Here is a 16,695-nt window from a genome sequence, read left to right on the forward strand (position 1 = left end):
ACGCACCCGGTTCGCCTTTCCGGCGTGGCGCGAAGCGGCTCCGGGCGCGGCACGGACACGGCGGTCCCGCACCCGTGCTCCGGGTGCGGGACCGCCGTGAGTCAGCTCAGCGGATCCAGCGTCAGATACGCCTGCTGCGGGCCGCCGTCGTGCACCAGCGACTCCTGGTTGCCGACGTCGTCGAAGGCGAACGCGTACGCCTTTCCGTCGGCCGTCTGCGCGTGGATCTTGCGCGCGTACTGGTTGGTCACCGGGTCCTGGTAGAAGTTCACCGTCGTGGTGTCCGGCTGGTTGGGGTTGACCAGCAGGGTCGAGCGGTTGAAACCGGCGCACAGAGTACGCGAGATGGGGCCGCGGACCTGGTCGTTGGGGGCGTCCAGGAGCTTGTGGCAGCCGAAGATGCTGGCGGCGTCCGGCTTCTGGAAACTCGTGACGACCGCGCCGGAGGAGTTGGTGAAGTTCATGACGTTGCCCGAGACCCGGCCGAAGTACTTGGTGTTCGGCTGGTCGGCGAACGGCGTGACCGTCAGCGTCGACGACGTGTACTTCTGCCAGACCCGGTTGACGTAGTCGTCCATCACGTTCGCCGGCAGCGCCCCCGTCTCCACGCCGTACAGCGGGGACAGCGCGCGCAGCACCGTGCCGTCGGGACGCGTCTGGACCAGGGCCGCCCAGCCGCCCGGCTGTCCGCGCAGCGCGTTGAAGAACCCGGTCCAGCCGCCGCTCTTCAGATGCCCCGTGGTGCTCACACCGCCGTCGGCCCGCTGCACCCCGACCGCGTACGGCGCGGAGAACATGTCCACCTGGGTGCTGTTGAGCCACAGCCCGGAGTCGTTGAGCGTGTACTCCGACCAGTTGAAGAGGATGTTGCGGTTGGGGTCGGAGGGGTTCTGCACGGCCGGCTGCACCAGTCCGCCGGTGGTGAGCCGGAAGTCGAGCTTCTGGCCGTAGGAGAAGTAGATCCGGCCGGAGAACTTCGGGATGCGGATGGTCGTGGACTGCCCGGCGGCCGGGCCGGGTATCGCCGCGTCCGGCGCGGGAGTCGGCGGATTACCGCCCGCCGGCCAGGCGTGGAAGGTGCCGTTCGCGTCGGCCCAGCCCTGCCGTCCCGAGGACAGCTGGGTGCCGAGGTCGTAGACGTAGACCGGTTCGGAGCGGCCCGAGTTGTTGGTGATCTTCAGGGGGATGGTGTCCGGCACGGCGGCACCGGCGCTCTCCGGTGCGCCGAGCACGAGCAGTCCGCCGAGCAGGGCCGCGGCGGCGGCCGGGGGCAGCACGCGGCGTGTGAGCTGGGGAGGCACTCTCCACCTCCGTGTGGGGTCGGGGTCGTACGGACTTGGTCCGTACCTGTCTGAGAGCGCTCTCAGCGTCGTGCCAGGACGAGTGCATGTCAATGACGTGGACGGGATTCGATCCCGGCGCCCACCGTCGGGCGGGCGCCGGGGTCCGGGTCAGAAGGTGCGCTCGAGCAGGTCCAGCAGCGCCGCCCAGTGCCGCTCGGCGGCCTTCTGGTCGTAGGCGGGCGTGTCCGCCTGCGTGTAGCCGTGGTGCGCGCCGGCGTAGACCTCGCTGGTGTGCCGCACCCCGGCGGCGGTCAGGGCCTCCTCCAGGCGTGCCATCTGCTCCACGGGCAGCGACGGGTCCTCGTCGGCGTGCCCGAAGTACAGCTCCGCCGTGATGCGCGGCGCCTCCAGGTGCGGGCTGTCCGGGTCGTCGGTGGCGAGGCGTCCGCCGTGGAAGCCGGCCGCCGCCGCGACCCGGTCCGGGTGGGCGCCCGCGGTCCACAGCGCCAGCCGGGCGCCCATGCAGTAGCCGGTCAGCGCGACGGGGCCGTCGGCCGCGAGAGGGCTGTCGGCGAGCCACCGCAGATAGGCGCCCGCGTCCCGCCTGACCAGGTCCGGCGTCAGCCCGGCCAGCAGCGGGCCGAGCCGCTCCCAGATGGTCGGGTCGGCGCCCGGGTCGATGAACTCGGGCAGGTCCACGACCGGCGCCCGGCCGACCCGGTAGAACACGTTCGGCACCAGCACCGTGTAACCGGCCCCCGCCAGCCGGTCGGCCATCGATCGAAGGTGAGGACGCAGGCCGTAGGCGTCCTGGTAGAACAGCACGCCCGGACGGGGGCGCCCGTCGGCCGGATGGACGAGGTAGGCGTCGGCCACGCCGTCCTCGGTCCGGATGTCGACAACGTTTCCCTGGACATCGGTCATGGTGGGTAGGCCCTCCCTCGGGGAATGGGCGCCGGGGGGCGACGGCCCCCGGCGCCACGGCTACGGCCCATGCTGTCACGCAGGGTCCGCGGCCCCGCACCCGAGTGCGCCGCGCACTCACTCGAAGCGGCTGGTGTCCCCGGCGCCCCGCCGGACGATCTCCGCCTCCCCGCTGGAGAAGTCGACCACCGTCGTCGGCTCGGTGCCGCAGTCGCCCGAGTCGACCACGGCGTCCACCACATGGTCGAGCCGGTCCTTGATCTCCCAGCCCTGGGTCAGCGGCTCCTCCTCGTCCGGCAGCAGCAGCGTGCTGGACAGCAGCGGCTCCCCCAGCTCCGCCAGCAGCGCCTGGGTGACCACATGGTCGGGGATGCGCACGCCCACGGTCTTCTTCTTCGGGTGCCACAGCTTGCGCGGCACCTCGCGGGTGGCGGGCAGGATGAAGGTGTAGCTGCCGGGCGTCGACGCCTTCACGGCCCGGAACACGTCGTTGTCCACCCGTACGTACTGGCCGAGCTGCGCGAAGTCACGGCACACCAGCGTGAAGTGGTGCCGGTCGTCCAGCCGGCGGATGGAGCGGATCCGGTCCATGCCGTCCCGGCTGCCCAGCCGGCAGCCGAGTGCGTAACAGGAGTCGGTCGGATATGCGATGAGCGCTTCCGAGCGGACCGCGTCGGCGATCTGCGCGATGCTGCGCGGCTGCGGGTTCTCGGGGTGCACGTCGAAGTACTTCGCCATCCGCCGAGCCTATGCCGTCCCCCGGCGCCGGGCGCGCAGCCGGGTCGGCGTCACCGGCGACACCTGTGCCGTCATACGTGTCCGACGCGGGCATGAAGTCATCGTGGCCGCCGTTCGTCGCACTCGGGCCCGGCGTCGCCATGGTGCTCTCCGTCGCTGTGGCCGCCGACGTGCTCTGCCTGCTGGTCGCTGCCATCGCCACGGCCGGACTGCGGGGTGCGGCGGCATCCGGCACCGAGTGCGGGGGAGCGGCCGGTGTCCGCACCGGTCCCCGGACCGGACGCGTCCCGCCTGTGTACCCGTCGGATTCCGGGGCATCCGACTCTCAGCCGCCCGGGGCCGCCCCCCCCGCCCCGGGCGTGGCGTCTCCGCCGGCGGCCCATTCCCCCCCCAGGCCGCCGGCGGAGCCATGTCCGGCACGCCCTGACCGGCCGGGCGCACGCCGACGCGGGGTCGAGCGGCCGGGGAGCGCGGGGTCGAGCGGCCCGGGAGCGCCGGACCGACTCGTCACCTGGCCGCGGGTGCGGCGGGCAGGTTGAACACGTGCCGCGGAGAGATGATCTTCGTGACGGCTTCGCCGACCAGTGTGCTGGGTTCGTCCCGGCCGTGGTCGATGTCGGTGTTGAGCAGCGCCACGACGGTCGTCCGGGTCGCCGGGAGGTAGATCGTCAGGGACTCGTAGCCGGGCAGGGAGCCGTTGTGGCCGATCCACCCCCGCACATTGAAGATCCCCAGCCCGTAACCGATGTCCGGGATCGGCGTCGCCGGGGTGACCAGGCGCTGCTGCTGCGTGGCGGGGCTGATCATCCGCCTGCCGTCGGGCAGTCGGCCGGTGGCGACCGTGGGCGCCCAGATGCGCAGGTCGTCCAGGGTCGAGATCATCGCTCCCGCGGCCCAGCCCCAGGACGGGTTCCAGCCCGCGGTCTCGGCGACCTTGCCGTCGGCCGTCTGGTCGGTGTAACCCTGCGCGTGCGGCCGGGGGTACTCACTGCCGCTGGGGAAGAGCGTGTCCTTCATACCCGCCGGACCGAGGATGTGCTGCCCGATGTAGTCCCCGAGGTGCTGACCGCTCTCCTTCTCCACCACCAGTCCGAGCAGGATCAGATTGGTGTTGGAGTAGGAGAACTCCCGGCCCGGCGGGAACAGCACCGGATGCCGGAAGGCGAAGCCGAGCAGCTGCCGCGGGGTGAAGGAGCGCCGGGGATCGGACGTCAGCGCCTTGAAGAAGCCGTTGTCCTCGGAGTAGTTGAACAGTCCGCTGCGCATGCCGGCCAGCTGCCGGAGCGTGATCCTGTCGCCGTTCGGTACGCCGTCGACGTACCTGCCGATCGGGTCGTCCAGGCCGACCTTGCCCTGGTCGACCAGTTGCAGCAGCGCGGTGACGGTGAAGGTCTTCGTCTCGCTGCCGATGCGCATGTACAGGTCGGGTGTCATCCGCCGGCCGGTCGCCTTGTCGGCGACGCCGAACGAACGGACGTAGCTCTTCTGTTCCGGCGTCCAGACACCGACGGTCACCCCCGGCACGTTCGCCGTGCGCATCACCTGCTGTACGGCCGCGTCGAGCCGACGCGCGACGTCGGGGGTGAGGGGGCGGACGTCCGTGCCCGTGGCCGACGGGCTCGGCGTGCCGGAGAGGTGCGCGGCCGGTACGGCGGGCGCCGCCCCGGCGGTCAGCGGTACGGACAGCGACCCCGCGAGCAGGGCGGCCACGGCCACCCGGCGCAGGCGTACGGCGGTGGGCGGCATGGGCTGACTCCAAGCACGTGAGAGGCGGCCGTGCGCGAACCGGACATCGGAGCCGCGACCTTCCCAGCATAGGAGCGCCCGTCCGGCACCGCGCGCCGGAGGAGGGCAGGGCGGCGGGGAGCGCGGCGGCCCGGGCGGGATGCTTGTCCGACGGGCGGAGGACCCCGTTCGGGGGACGGCCTCACCCGACCCGGTGAGCGGCCGGGGCGGGGCGTACCGGCGGCGGGCCGCGGGCGTTGCCCCGGCATGGACCGCTTGGACTGGATGGACCGGCTGGAGCGCGTGGACCGGCTGCGCCGGCTGCGCCGGGTGGACCGCACCCGCGAGCCGATCTACGCCCTGCTCGTCGCCGAGTGGCGCGCGCAGGGGCGGACCCTCCCCGCGGAGCCCGACTCCCTCTGGGCCGCCCTCTCGGGTCCCGGCCCGAGCGTACGGCCCGGTCCCGGCCCCGGCGTGTAGCCCGGTCCCGGCCGCTGACCGGCCTCGCCCGGCCGCCGCTACCGCCCGCACATCGGCGCGAGTACCGCCAGCGCGCCGTTGGCCTGCTGCAACGCCTCCTCCAGTGTGCCGGGCGCATGGAGTGCGCCGGAACCGTCGGGCGGTACGAGCCACTCCAGTGCGCGGGCAGGCCGGTAGGGCGGCGGTACGGCGACCCAGGACCCCTTCGTCGCGTACCGCAGCCCCGCGCCCACCCAGCCCCCCGACGGGTCGGGCGGCAGGAAGAACCCGACCCGCCCCGCCGTCGTGTCCACCAGCGTCGGCCCCGGCACCGGCAGGGCCGGCCGCCACAACAGGTCCAGGGTGAGCAGCCCCAGCCGGTCGGGGACGCTCAGCACGTCCCAGTACCGCCCCGCCTCCAGCAGTGCGACGCCGTCGCCGTGATCCCATCCCCACTTGCAGGCGCGAGGGTCGGCCGACGCCGCGGCCAGCCACTCCACGCCCCGCATCCACACCGTGTTCGTCATGCACCGCTCCGGGTGTCCTCGCCCGCCTGCCCGAGTGCAGGGAACGTCCGTGACCGGGCACTTGGTGCGTCCGCACGCCAACCCGGCATATGCATGGTTGTAGATATTTCTACTCTGCGGAAGGGGTGGCGCGGCCTGGCGTTTGAGTCGGGACGTTCGAACTCCGTCTATCGGTTCGTCAGTTGGGGCAGGGGACCGTCACCCGTTCGTGATCGCCGGTGCGGAGCGCGCCGCGCGGGGCCGACTCAGGTGTCCGGCGGCTCGGGGGTCAGCACCAGCATGGTGGCGTCGTCGCGCACCTGGTAACGCCGCCGTCCCAGGTCCGCCCACACCGCGGCGGGCAGCTCGGCGGACGGGGTGGCGGCCAGGGCGGCCAGCCGCTCCGGCAGGGGGTAGAAGGCGTCGTCCGGGCCCCGGGCCTCCCACACGCCGTCCGAGGCCAGGAACAGCCGGTCACCCGGTTCGAGCGCCACCGTGACCTCCTTCGGCGGTTCGACACCGACGAGGCCGATGCCCAGCGGCGGCCCGGGCGCGACGGTCACCTCCCTGGCCTGTCGCGCGCGCAGCAGGACGGGCGCGGGATGACCGCAGGCCAGCACCCGCACCGCCGCCGCGTCGGCGGCGAACTCCACCAGCAGGGCCGTCGCGAAGAGCTCCGCGTGCCGTGCGTCCGCGCAGTCCACGGCCAGCCGGCGGTCCAGCCGGGCCGCCACCGACTCCAGGTCCGGCTGGTCGAGCGCGGTCTCCCGGAACGCCCCCAGCAGCGACACCACCGTGGCGACCGCCCGCAGACCGTGCCCCTGTACGTCACCGATCACCGCGCGCACGCCGTACGGTCCCGCCCGCACGTCGAAGAAGTCCCCGCCCACCAGCGTCCCGTCCTGAGCGGCCCGGTAGTAGGTCGCGCACCGGACCCCTCCGACCCGGTCCGGCAGCGGCGGCAGCACGGCCCGCTGCACCGCCTCGCCGATCGCCCGCTCGGTGTTCAGCTGGGCGTCCCGGTGGCTGCGCACATAGGAGACGAAGATACTCAGCGCGACCACGAACACGATGGTGAGCAGATCGGTGTTGCCGGGGCGGTCCAGGTGCGCGGCCGGGACGTTCAGCACCACGATCACGCCCACGCCGAGCAGTCCGGTCGTCAGCGGGCCGTACGACAGGACAGCCAGCGGCGGGATCGCGCCCAGCAGGAAACCGAGGTCGCGCGCATGGGGCGTGATCAGCGTGGCCGAGCCGACGGCGGCGAGCAGGAGCACGGGGAGCACACGTACCCACCACGGCGGCGGCGCTCCCCGCAGCCAGCCGCGATTGTTCCGGTCCCCGCGCGACGACCAGCGGCACACCGATCCCACATCCCCAAGCTACGCCGACGCCGACGCCCCGCATCCCACGGGACGGCGGTGGCCGTCCGCCCGGCCGCTCCCGGTCCATGATCCCCACCCGGGGCGATCACCGGCGTTGCCCGGCCGGTCCGGCCACCGCACGCTCGACGAGAGCGGTGCTCACTGCCCCGTACCGTGCCGGGGCCGCCCGGTGGGCGGCGCGGTGCGTACCGGGCGGCCCGCGCTTCCCGGGCCGGTGAGAGGGCCGGCCTCGTCACCGCCGTCACCGGCCGGGGCGATCACCCGATGGCCGCGCGCCTCACCGGCCGGCCGGCCGTCGTACGGAGCGCCGAACCCCCGACCTGCCATGGGCCGAGGCCGGCTAGTCGGTGCCGCCCGCCAGCCGGGCCTCCGCCGTGGCCAGGATCTCGGTGACCCGGAGGCCGAACCCGGCGTCGCAGGGGTGCGGGCGGCCCGTGGCGGCGGCCCGCACCAGCGCGTCGGCGGCCCGGGAGAGCGCCGGGACCGCTCCCTCCGAACTCCCCGGCAGCACCGACACGCCCGCCTCGCCGCGCAGCTCCACATCGGCCCCGGCGGCCGCGGGCGGCGCCGTCAGGCTCAGCGTGAGCGTGCTCGACGCGCCGGTGGCATGGTCGAGCACCAGATGGACGGTGTCGGCCGGACCGTGCGCCGCCGCCACGACCTGCCGTACGTCGCCCAGGACCGGCAGCAGTACCGACAGGGCGTGCGGGCCGACGTCCCACAGGGCGCCCTTCTCGCGCCGCCACGGTGAGGCCGCGAACGGGCTGTCGCCGGTGAACACCGCGCCCAGCCACTGCGCCCGCGCCGTGAACCAGCCGGCCACCGCGGCCTGCTCCTCGATCCATGCCTCCGGCTCCTTCTGGAAGCGCGCGGTGAAGAACACCACCGACGCCACCCCGGCCCGCTCCACCGCCTCCGTCACGGCCCGCCCCTCGGCGACCGACAACGCCAGCGGCTTGTCCAGCAGCAGGTGACAGCCCGCGCCGGCCGCCCGCACCGCCAGCTCGGCCTGTACGGACGGCGGCAGGGCCACCGCCACCGCGTCCACGTCGGCCAGCAGCGCGTCCACGTCGTCGTAGGCGGCGACGGCGTACTCCTCCGCCAGTGCCGTGGCCGCCTCCGGCCTGCGCCCCCACACCCCCGCGAACTCCAGGCCGGTGTGCCCGGCCAGGGCGGGAGCATAGGCCGCCCTGGCCCACGGGCCCGTTCCCAGCAGTCCGATGCGCATGTCACGTTCCTTTCTCCGAGCCGATCCCCGCACCCTCAAGACGCTGCGCTCCGGCCGTCCTGCGTACACCCGCGGCCCGGATCACCCTGCCCGGCGAGCCAGTCGGCGATGGTGGCGGCGATCGGCTGGCCGGTGTCCATCTCGACGAACCCGAACTGTCCGGACTGGTTGCACTCCAGGAACCACCAGATCCCGTCGGCGTCCTCCGCGAAGTCGAACGCCCCGTAGGCCAGTTCGGCGTCCGTCATGTAGCGCAGCACGCTCTCGGCGACGCGTGGGGGCACGTCCGCGGGCAGCCAGGGGGAGACCGACGGGGCGAAGCGGACGTCCACGTCGTCCGGGTGGGCGTCCGGGTCGGCGGGCTTGCGCGCGGCCAGCAGCGTGCCGCCGACGACGGTGAGCCGGATGTCGGCCCGCTTGGCGACCCGCCGTTGCAGCAGGGTGGGCCCGTAGGCCACCGCGGTGAAGTCGGCGTCCGGCGCGACCCTGCTGGTCGGCACCGCCCGGGGCGGCTCCTGGGGATGCGCCCCGGAGACCGGCTTGACCACCAGGTCCGGGAAGCGTTCCGCGAACTCACGTGCGGCCTGCGGGAACGTCGTGATCAGGGTGGCCGGCACCGCCAGGCCGCTGTGCTGGGCCAGGTGCAGCTGCCAGGGCTTGTGCCGGGCGCGGCGGGAGGCGTCCGGATGGTTCATCCAGCGGGCGTCGGTGCAGCGCAGCATGCCGTACAGCGCCTGCGAGGCCTCCTCCGTCAGCCACGCGGAGGGCTGGGCGGCGCGGGCCGCCGGTTCGCCCGGTCTGCGCACCCAGACGGAACGCAGGCCGTTCATGCTCAGCAGGCGCCCGCCGACGGACAGGTGTCCCCGGCGGGCGCCCTGCACGTACTCGCCCGACAGCGCCACCCCGTTGGTGAGATCGGCGGGGTCGAACCGGACGACGGGCACGCCGGCCTCGCCGAGCCGGAGGACCACCATGTCCGCCGTCACGTCTTCCTGACTGGTCAGGATGAGCACGGTCATCTGTCACAGCCCGCGGTTCAGTCGTCGAAGTGCGTCTTGGAACCGGCGGTCGAGGTCGTGGTTCCGAGTGCTCTGAGGGTCGCGTGGTCGGTGGCGGCGATCCGCCCGTCCGGGAGGACGTTCAACTGCAGTCCGGAGTCGTACGCGTACGGAGCGGTGACGTCCAACTGCACTGCGGGCCGCGCGTAGTTGAGCGTGAACGGTTGCATGGTCTCTCCCTGATTAGGCTTTCACGTCCTTATACGAGTCGAACGGGTGATTGGTTTCCTTACTTTCCGTGACCGCGCCCCGGGGAGGGCGCCCGGGGGCTCTCACCCCGCGAGCGTCCTCCGGGCCGCGGCCAGGGCCTGTTCGGCGTACCCGCGCCCGAACAGCACCACGTGCACCAGCAGGGGAAACAGCTGGTGCAGCGCCACCCGGTCCCGCCAGCCGTCGGCCAGGGGCGCCGTCTGCCGGTAACCGGCTAGTACCCGGTCCAGGTGGGAACAGCCGAACAACCGGAGCATCGCCAGGTCGGTCTCGCGATGTCCCCCGTGCGCGGCCGGGTCGATGAGCCGGACCTCGCCGTCGGCGCCCCACAGCACATTGCCGTTCCACAGGTCGCCGTGCAGCCGGGCGGGCGGCTCGGCCGGCCCCGCCAGCTCCGGCAGCCGCGCGCAGACACGCTCGAACACGTCCGCCTCGGCCGGGCTGAGCGTGCCGCGGTCGACCGCGGCACGCACGTAGGGGAGTACGCGGTGCTCGGCGTACCAGTGCGGCCAGTCGGCTCCCGGCTCGTTGCGCATGGGGGCGAGGCCGATGTAGGCGTCCCGCGGCCCACCGGGCGGCGGTGACCCGAAATGGGGCGCGCCGGACGCGTGGAGGGCGGCCAGTGCATGGCCGAAACGCAGCGCCGCACCGGAGCCCGAGGGCCCGGTCCGCACCCGCTCGGTCACCATCCAGTGTTCATCGTGCCCGAGCACCTCCGGCACCCGGACCGCCTGCGCGGCGGCCAGCCAGCGCAGTCCCGCCACCTCCGCGCGTACCGCCCCGGGCGCGTCGCCACGCTTGACCATCACCGGTGTCCCGCCGTCGAGCAGCACTTCCGCGGGGGAGCCCGCCGACCGCCGGGGGGCGGTGGCGGGGCGCCCGGTGAGCCGGTACGCCACCTGCCCCGGATCCTCTTCTCGGTAGACCACGGCACCAGGGTAGAGCCCGCAAGGAGAGCCTTTCGCGGGGTAGTTCAACCGTTGGTACGACTGTTTCAAGCCAAACCCAGGCAGTTACTACCCGTGGTGATCCGGTACGGCTAGCGTGAGGGCGCCGCATCGCCACACCGGGGGCACAGGGCCCCGCCGGGACTAGCGCGCGGCGGAGGATTTCCCCCGTGACCACAGCATCCGTGCTGATGGCCGACGTCTTCGAAGTCCAGCCGTACACCTCGCACTGCGAGGTGATCCTCGACGAGGGTGCCCACGCCGTGATCGGTGTGTCCCCGGGCAACAGCTACTTCTCGGCCCGGCGCCTGCACGACCTCGCCCGCTGGGGGCTGGACCATTTCGACCGGGTCGACTTCGTCTACACCGACCTGTACGTCGCCGAGATGTACGAGGCCTCCGGCTATCCACCCGAGGAGGCCCGCCGCAAGGCGGTCAAGAACCTGCGCGGGGTGCGCGCCAAGGTCCGTGACGCGGTGTCGGCGGCCGACCCGGACGGCACCCGGCTCGACTGGCATCCGATGTCGGAGTTCCGCACCAATCCCGCCTACCAGGAGATCCACCGGCACCTGAAGGCCCGGCTGGTCTCCGACGGTGCCTTCCGCGGCGTGTGCGAAAGCCTGGTGAATCGTTTCCTCACCGCGCGTGGCGAGACCCCGAGCGAGCGGCAGCGTGCCGTGTGCCTGGAGTACGTCTGCGCCGAGGCCCCGCTGTTCCTGGACACCCCGGCGATCCTCGGCGTGCCCTCCTCGCTCAACTGCTACCACCAACTCCTGCCGATGGCCGAGCTGTTGTACTCGCGCGGCGCCGGCCTGCGCGCCTCCCGCAACCAGGGCCACGCCATCGTCACCCCCGCCGCCCTCGAAGGAGCCGTGCTGTGACCACCGCACCCGCCCCCCGCACCGACCGCCCCCCTCTGCCCGACTTCCCGTTCTCCTGGGACGGCACCCGGGTGCCGTCCCAGGTCGGCGAACTGCGCGCCACCGCCCCCGTGCGGCGGGTGCGGACCATCGCCGGCGACGAGGCGTGGCTGGTGTCGTCGTACGAGCTGTGCGCCCAGGTCCTGAAGGACGACAGGTTCTCCCTCAAGGACACCTCCGCACCCGGCGTTCCCCGGCAGTACGCGCTCACGATCCCGCCCGAGGTCGTGAACAACATGGGCAACATCACCGGGGCGGGCCTGCGCCGTGCGGTGATGAAGGCGCTCAACCCCAAGGCGCCGGGCCTCATGGAATCGTTGCGTGCCGAGGCGCACCGTCTGGTCGACCTGATCGTCGCCGACGGGGCGACGGCCGATCTGCGCGGTGCCTTCTGCGAGCCGTACTCGGCCGGGATGCACTGCCGCATCCTCGGCATCCCGCAGGCCGAGGCCCCCGCCTTCCTGCGGAGCCTGGACATCGCCTTCATGAACTCCCCGTGCCCGGTCACCGGCGCGCGCCTCAACTGGGACCGGGACATCGCCCGGATGACGGCGCTGCTGGACGACCCCGCCACGCACGGCCTGATGGGCGAGCTGGCCGCGCTGCGCGACGATCCCGAGTACGCGCACCTCAGCGACGAGATGCTGGCCACCGTCGGCGTCACCCTGTTCGGCGCCGGTGTCATCTCCACCTCGGGTTTCCTCACCATGGCCCTGGTGTACCTGCTCACCCACCCCATCGCCCGTGACCTGCTGCGGGACCGGCCCGAGCTGATCGGCCCGGGGGTGGAGGAGCTGCTGCGCGTGAACCTCTCCATCGGCGACGCCCTGCCCCGCCTCGCCCTCGAAGACGTCCGGCTCGGCGACGTCGACATCCGCGCGGGCGAACTGGTCCTCGTCCTGGTGGAGGGCGCCAACCTCGACCCGGAGAAGTTCCCCGACCCGCACCGCTTCGACGTCCACCGCGACAACACCGCCGACCACCTCTCCTTCGGCGGCGGCGCGCACTACTGCCCCGCGACCGCGCTCGGCCGCGTGCACGCCCGCATCGCCCTGGAGGTCCTGCTCGACCGCCTGCCGGAGCTGGCTCTCGCCGTCCCGTCGGGCCAACTGGTCTGGCGCACGGGATTCATGAAGCGGATCCCCGAGCGGCTGCCGGTGACCTGGTAACCCCCGGCACCCCGTCACCCGTACGGCGTCCCCGGCCCGGCACCCCGGGCCGGGCCGCAGGCGCCCGACGAGCCCTCGCCGGGCCCGGGCCGCCCCGCGACTGACGGGCGCTCGGCAGTCACGGCGAAGGTGCGGACGTCGCGGGCGTGCGGACGTCACGGGCGTGCGGACGTCACGGGCGTGCGGACGTCACGAGCGTGCGGCAGTCGTACCCGGCGGGGCGGCGTCACCCGGCGCCGACCCGGACGCGGCCGACGGCGTTGCCGAGCAGTTCGGTGAACCACATCGCACGGCCGGGCCCGGCCGTCAGACCGAGGGGAACCTTCTCGGCCCCGTCCGGCACCGCAAAGGTGGTGACCGTGCCGGTCGCGGTGATCCGCCCGATGCGGCCGGCCTGGTCGGCGTACCAGACATGGCCGTCCGGCCCGCGCGCGATGCTCCCCGGCAGACTGTCCGCGCCGGGCAGCGGGAACCGGGTGAGGTGCCCGGTGTAGGCGACCCGGTAGACCGCGTGCTCGCCGGACGCGGTGAGCCACATGCCGCCCGGCCCGGCGACGATGCCGCCAGGGAAGCCGGCCCCGCCGGGCAGCGGGAACTCGGTGATCCGCCCGGCGGAGGTGATCCGCCCGACCTTGCCCCCGCCCAGCTCGGTGAACCACAGAGCGCCGTCCCCGCCCGCCGCGATGGAGTGGGGGGAGGCGTCCACGGTGGGCACCGGATACTCGGTGATCAGGCCCGCGGCCGTGATCCGGCCGATCCGGTCACCGGTCGCCTCGGTGAACCACAGGGCCTGGTCCGGTCCGAGGGCGATCCCGGCCGGGCCGCTGCCGGCCGTCGGCAGCGGGAACTCGGTGAGCCGGCCGGAGGACGTGACGCGGCCGATCCGCCCGGCGGCGGTCTCGGTGAACCACAGGGCCCGGTCCGGCCCCTGGACGATCTCGGCGGGCCCGGTGTCCGGGCCGGAGGTCGGGAAGTCGGTGAACGCGCCGTCGGCCGTCATCCGCCCGATGCGTCCGGCGCCGTGCTCCGCGAACCACAGCGCGCCGTCCGGGCCGCCGGTGATGCCCGCGGGAGCGGCCCCGGCCGTCGTGGTGACCGGATACTCCGACACCGTCTCCGCCCCCGCGCGGGCCGGGACGGCGACCGCGGCGACGGCGAGCAGAGCGCCGGCCCCCGCGGCGACCAGCCGCCGGGCCGCCGGTCCGCAGGGGGCGTTCACGGGCATGGGGCGCTCCTCAGATACGGCTCGGTCAGTCGGGCAGGCCTGCGGCGGCGCCGGCGATTGACCCGGACGAGGGGCCGCGAAGCGGGCGCGCTGTGGCAGACGGGTGGAGTGGTGACACGGCTGGGCGGCCCGGATGGTGGGAGCCGGGGGCGTCACTGACGGTGGTTCATGTCGAGGCCGGGTCCATCCAGCTGATGAGGTATCCGCTGCCCGGTCACGGCGGAAGGACATCACTATGCGCTCTGCCCGCACGCTCCTGGCGACGGCGGCAGCCACGGCGGCCCTCGCCTTCGCGACGCCCGGCGCCGCGTTCGCAGTTCCGGCCGAGCATGACGGCGGCCGTGACGACTCCGCGTACAGCAAGGAGCACGACAGCGACTCCGACCGCGACAAGGGCTCCGACAGCGGCTCCGACCGCGGCAAAGGCTCCGACAGCGACTCCGACAAGGACTACGGCAACAAGCGTGACGGCGGGGGTGAACACGACGGACCGCGCGGCGGAATGCACACGGGTGGCGGAGCGCTCGCCGCGGTGAACAGCGGCGACTGGGGTTCGGGCGGCGGCGACAGCCGGTTCGACCCCGAGAGCTACCGGGACAAGGGTGATGACGGTGGCGGTGGCGGTGGCGGCGAGGACCGCAGTGAGAAGGGCGGCGGCAAGGGGGACAAGGGCGGCAAGAGTGAGTGGGGCGGCGATGACGAGGAGGGCCGCGAGAAGCCGCGCGGCGGGATGCACACCGGTGGCGGTGCGCTCGCCACGCCCGGTGTCACCGCGGGCGGTCTCGCCGTGCTGGCCGTAGGCGCCACCGGCGCGTACGCGATGCGCCGCAAGAAGGCCGGAGTGCCGGCGTCCTGACGGGCCACCGCGTGCAGGGGCTGCGGACGCCGCCGGCGCGCCGGCCGCGCCGGCGGCCCGCGCCCCCTGCGCCCGCCGGGACGCCGGTCCCGCTCGCTCTTCCCCTGCCCCGCTCCTCCCTGCCCCGCTCCTCCCTGCTCCGATCCCTGTGCTGCCGTGACCGAGTGAGGTGGTTCCAATGGCAGCAGATTCCCCCTCGACCCCCGCGGGCTCCGGCCACGGCGGGCGGCTGACGCTGTGGGGTGTGGCGGCTGTCTTCCTGGCCGTCAGCATGTTCGGCGGACATCAGCAGCCGGACGACGCGCCGGGGACGCCCCGGGCTTCGGGCGCCGGCGCCGCCGCGTCGGCCGACCCGCGGCAGACCGGCGAGGCGCTGTCCCGGTCCGCACCGACCCGCCTGCGCATCCCCAAGATCGCCGTGGACGCCCCCTTCACCACCCTGTCGCTCGGTGCCTCGGGCCAGTTGCAGCCGCCGCCCGCCGCCGACACCAACCTCGTCGGCTGGTACTCCGACGGCGTCTCGCCCGGTGAGCCGGGCACCGCGATCATCGCCGGGCACGTCGACACGGTGACCTCGCCGGCCGTCTTCGCCAATCTCGACGAGCTGGAGCCCGGCGACCGGTTCTCCGTGGAGCGGTCCGACGGGCACACCGCGGAGTTCGTCGTGGACGACGCCGAGACCTTCGCCAAGGACGACTTCCCCAGCGAACGGGTCTACGCGGACGCCTCGCGCCCCGAGGTCCGCCTCATCACCTGCGCCGGGGACTACGACCACGACGTGCGCGACTACACCGACAACCTGGTCGTCTTCGCCCACCTGGAGTGAGCCGGCGGCCCGTCGGACCGTCGGTCAGGCGGTCCGCCGGTCAGGCGGCGCGGTCCGCGCGGTCGGCGAAGGGGCCTCCCGAGGCGAACGCCAGGGCCGCGAACCGTTCGCCGATCCGGCGGTGGCCGGCGGTGTCAGGGTGCAGACCGTCGTGCAGCGGCAGCTCGGCGAAGTCGGCCTCGCCGTACAGCTCCCGGCCGTCGAGGTAGTGCAGAGCCGGGTCCTCGGCCGACCGCTCCCGCACGATCCGGGCCAGCTCCTCCCGGATCACCGCCAGGGTGAGCTTGCCGGCCGCCCGCTCGGCCGGATCCCCGGTGGCCCGGTAGCTCACGCGCCCTTCGCCCAGGGCGCTCACGTCCATGGCGGTGGGGCCGGGCGTGTCCTCGTGCATCGGGCACAGCACCGACGAGACGACGAGCAGCGGGGTGTCGGGGTGGCCCTCGCGGATGGTGTCGAGGAAGCCGTGCACGGCCGGGCCGAAGGCGCGCAGCCGCATCAGGTCGGTGTTGACCAGGTTGATACCGAGTTTGACGCTGATCAGGTCGGCGGGCGTGTCGCGCAGCGCCCGGGCGGTGAACGGGTCGAGCAGCGCGCTGCCGCCCAGCCCGAGGTTGATCAGCTCCACTCCGCCCAGGGAGGCGGCGAGCGCCGGCCAGACGGTGGTCGGGGTCGCCGCGTCGGAGCCGTGGCTGACCGAACTGCCGTGGTGCAGCCACACCCTGCGGCCCCGGTCGGGCACGGGCTCGACGGGCGCGTCGGCGCGCAGCGCGACGAGTTCGGTGGTCTCGTTGTGCGGCAGCCAGATCTCCACGTCCTTGACGGCGTCCGGCAGGCCGGTGAAGCGCACGGTGCCGACCGGGCCCGGCCGGTGCTCGGCGGAACCGGTGCTCAGGTCGATGGTGAGGGTGCTGCCGCCGGTGAGGGAGGCACTGCCGGCCGGGCGTCCGTCCACGAGCAGCTCGTACACGCCGTCCGGGCGGGGCGGCAGGCCGGCGTAGACCCGCTTGGTCGGCAGGGCGTCCAGTTCGACGGTGGTGGCGCGGGTGCGGAAGACCAGCCGTACGCCGGAGGGCTGGGACTCCACCAGGGCCAGCTGCGGGTCGGCGCACTGGGCGCGGGCCCGGGCGGGCAGCCGGTGGGGGAGCAGGCCGTGCGCCGTGCGCTCCAGCTCGAGGGCGCCGCGTACCAGGCCGGTGGTGAGGGGGATGGTGTGCATCGTGTCTGCCTGCGTTTCCA

At 73.7% G+C, this 16,695-nt stretch carries 17 protein-coding genes; 5 read left to right on the forward strand and 12 right to left on the reverse strand.

What is annotated here, in order from left to right:
- Positions 1-101: 101 nt before the first annotated feature.
- From AB0B40_RS11285 to AB0B40_RS11300, 4 genes are all read right to left on the reverse strand, one after another.
- Positions 102-1,301: a glycoside hydrolase family 64 protein gene (locus AB0B40_RS11285; RefSeq protein ID WP_362263762.1), complete on the reverse strand. Its 1,200-nt coding sequence runs from the start codon at positions 1,299-1,301 to the stop codon at positions 102-104.
- A gap of 150 nt (positions 1,302-1,451) precedes the next feature.
- On the reverse strand, positions 1,452-2,207 hold the full coding sequence (locus AB0B40_RS11290) for a dienelactone hydrolase family protein (protein WP_362263763.1): 756 nt from the start codon (positions 2,205-2,207) through the stop codon (positions 1,452-1,454).
- 117 nt (positions 2,208-2,324) lie between these two features.
- The gene (locus tag AB0B40_RS11295; protein WP_345060012.1) at positions 2,325-2,945 is read right to left on the reverse strand and encodes an L-threonylcarbamoyladenylate synthase; all 621 of its coding nucleotides are present in this window, start codon (positions 2,943-2,945) and stop codon (positions 2,325-2,327) included.
- A 507-nt stretch (positions 2,946-3,452) separates the two neighbouring features.
- Positions 3,453-4,691 carry a serine hydrolase domain-containing protein gene (locus AB0B40_RS11300; RefSeq protein WP_345060009.1) on the reverse strand — a complete coding sequence of 413 codons (1,239 nt, stop codon included), beginning with the start codon at positions 4,689-4,691 and terminating at the stop codon, positions 3,453-3,455.
- A 246-nt stretch (positions 4,692-4,937) separates the two neighbouring features.
- Between AB0B40_RS11300 and AB0B40_RS11305 the strand changes: the two genes are divergently transcribed.
- Complete coding sequence (locus AB0B40_RS11305; RefSeq protein WP_362263764.1) at positions 4,938-5,150, forward strand: hypothetical protein; 213 nt, start codon at positions 4,938-4,940, stop codon at positions 5,148-5,150.
- A 38-nt stretch (positions 5,151-5,188) separates the two neighbouring features.
- On the opposite strand, the gene AB0B40_RS11310 is transcribed toward AB0B40_RS11305, so the two are convergent.
- The 6 genes from AB0B40_RS11310 to AB0B40_RS11335 form a co-directional block, all read right to left on the reverse strand.
- Positions 5,189-5,656, reverse strand: a complete 468-nt coding sequence (locus AB0B40_RS11310; protein WP_345060003.1) for a hypothetical protein — start codon at positions 5,654-5,656, stop codon at positions 5,189-5,191.
- A gap of 245 nt (positions 5,657-5,901) precedes the next feature.
- On the reverse strand, positions 5,902-6,921 hold the full coding sequence (locus AB0B40_RS11315; protein WP_362263765.1) for a PP2C family protein-serine/threonine phosphatase: 1,020 nt from the start codon (positions 6,919-6,921) through the stop codon (positions 5,902-5,904).
- Between the two features lie 439 nt (positions 6,922-7,360).
- Entirely contained in the window at positions 7,361-8,248 is an 888-nt protein-coding gene (locus tag AB0B40_RS11320) for a Gfo/Idh/MocA family oxidoreductase (protein WP_362263766.1), read from the reverse strand.
- Between the two features lie 35 nt (positions 8,249-8,283).
- Positions 8,284-9,267: an ATP-grasp ribosomal peptide maturase gene (tgmB, locus tag AB0B40_RS11325; RefSeq protein WP_345059994.1), complete on the reverse strand. Its 984-nt coding sequence runs from the start codon at positions 9,265-9,267 to the stop codon at positions 8,284-8,286.
- Between the two features lie 17 nt (positions 9,268-9,284).
- Positions 9,285-9,476, reverse strand: a complete 192-nt coding sequence (gene tgmA / locus AB0B40_RS11330) for a putative ATP-grasp-modified RiPP (RefSeq protein WP_014670659.1) — start codon at positions 9,474-9,476, stop codon at positions 9,285-9,287.
- Between the two features lie 102 nt (positions 9,477-9,578).
- Positions 9,579-10,415 carry a fructosamine kinase family protein gene (locus AB0B40_RS11335; protein WP_345060096.1) on the reverse strand — a complete coding sequence of 279 codons (837 nt, stop codon included), beginning with the start codon at positions 10,413-10,415 and terminating at the stop codon, positions 9,579-9,581.
- A gap of 218 nt (positions 10,416-10,633) precedes the next feature.
- Here AB0B40_RS11335 and AB0B40_RS11340 point away from each other — a divergent pair, with 218 nt between their 5' ends.
- Positions 10,634-11,344, forward strand: a complete 711-nt coding sequence (locus AB0B40_RS11340) for a tRNA-dependent cyclodipeptide synthase (RefSeq protein ID WP_345059958.1) — start codon at positions 10,634-10,636, stop codon at positions 11,342-11,344.
- Positions 11,341-12,552, forward strand: a complete 1,212-nt coding sequence (locus AB0B40_RS11345; protein WP_345059955.1) for a cytochrome P450 — start codon at positions 11,341-11,343, stop codon at positions 12,550-12,552. Before AB0B40_RS11340 ends, AB0B40_RS11345 begins: the two co-directional genes overlap by 4 nt.
- Before the next feature lie 226 nt (positions 12,553-12,778).
- On the opposite strand, the gene AB0B40_RS11350 is transcribed toward AB0B40_RS11345, so the two are convergent.
- Entirely contained in the window at positions 12,779-13,777 is a 999-nt protein-coding gene (locus tag AB0B40_RS11350; protein ID WP_345059952.1) for a hypothetical protein, read from the reverse strand.
- A gap of 235 nt (positions 13,778-14,012) precedes the next feature.
- Between AB0B40_RS11350 and AB0B40_RS11355 the strand changes: the two genes are divergently transcribed.
- A complete protein-coding gene (locus AB0B40_RS11355; protein ID WP_345059949.1) occupies positions 14,013-14,633 on the forward strand; it encodes a hypothetical protein in 621 nt (206 codons plus the stop codon).
- Positions 14,634-14,811: 178 nt separating this feature from the next.
- Positions 14,812-15,459, forward strand: coding sequence for a class F sortase (locus tag AB0B40_RS11360; RefSeq protein ID WP_345059946.1), 648 nt, complete (start codon positions 14,812-14,814; stop codon positions 15,457-15,459).
- A 40-nt stretch (positions 15,460-15,499) separates the two neighbouring features.
- Here the strand turns inward: AB0B40_RS11360 and AB0B40_RS11365 are convergent, their stop codons facing one another.
- On the reverse strand, positions 15,500-16,675 hold the full coding sequence (locus AB0B40_RS11365) for a GDSL-type esterase/lipase family protein (protein ID WP_345059943.1): 1,176 nt from the start codon (positions 16,673-16,675) through the stop codon (positions 15,500-15,502).
- Between the last annotated feature and the right edge of the window lie 20 nt (positions 16,676-16,695).

The organism is Streptomyces sp. NPDC042638 (assembly GCF_040647235.1).
Lineage (GTDB): Bacteria > Actinomycetota > Actinomycetes > Streptomycetales > Streptomycetaceae > Streptomyces > Streptomyces rameus.

What these genes read in the sequence shown, in the direction of transcription:
- AB0B40_RS11290 (WP_362263763.1), bottom strand. Translation starts at nt 2,207, where the DNA reads ATGACCGATGTCCAGGGAAACGTTGTCGACATCCGGACCGAGGACGGC.
- AB0B40_RS11295 (WP_345060012.1), bottom strand. Translation starts at nt 2,945, where the DNA reads ATGGCGAAGTACTTCGACGTGCACCCCGAGAACCCGCAGCCGCGCAGC.
- AB0B40_RS11300 (WP_345060009.1), bottom strand. Translation starts at nt 4,691, where the DNA reads ATGCCGCCCACCGCCGTACGCCTGCGCCGGGTGGCCGTGGCCGCCCTG.
- AB0B40_RS11305 (WP_362263764.1), top strand. Translation starts at nt 4,938, where the DNA reads ATGGACCGCTTGGACTGGATGGACCGGCTGGAGCGCGTGGACCGGCTG.
- AB0B40_RS11310 (WP_345060003.1), bottom strand. Translation starts at nt 5,656, where the DNA reads ATGACGAACACGGTGTGGATGCGGGGCGTGGAGTGGCTGGCCGCGGCG.
- AB0B40_RS11320 (WP_362263766.1), bottom strand. Translation starts at nt 8,248, where the DNA reads ATGCGCATCGGACTGCTGGGAACGGGCCCGTGGGCCAGGGCGGCCTAT.
- tgmB (WP_345059994.1), bottom strand. Translation starts at nt 9,267, where the DNA reads ATGACCGTGCTCATCCTGACCAGTCAGGAAGACGTGACGGCGGACATG.
- tgmA (WP_014670659.1), bottom strand. Translation starts at nt 9,476, where the DNA reads ATGCAACCGTTCACGCTCAACTACGCGCGGCCCGCAGTGCAGTTGGAC.
- AB0B40_RS11350 (WP_345059952.1), bottom strand. Translation starts at nt 13,777, where the DNA reads ATGCCCGTGAACGCCCCCTGCGGACCGGCGGCCCGGCGGCTGGTCGCC.
- AB0B40_RS11355 (WP_345059949.1), top strand. Translation starts at nt 14,013, where the DNA reads ATGCGCTCTGCCCGCACGCTCCTGGCGACGGCGGCAGCCACGGCGGCC.
- AB0B40_RS11360 (WP_345059946.1), top strand. Translation starts at nt 14,812, where the DNA reads ATGGCAGCAGATTCCCCCTCGACCCCCGCGGGCTCCGGCCACGGCGGG.
- AB0B40_RS11365 (WP_345059943.1), bottom strand. Translation starts at nt 16,675, where the DNA reads ATGCACACCATCCCCCTCACCACCGGCCTGGTACGCGGCGCCCTCGAG.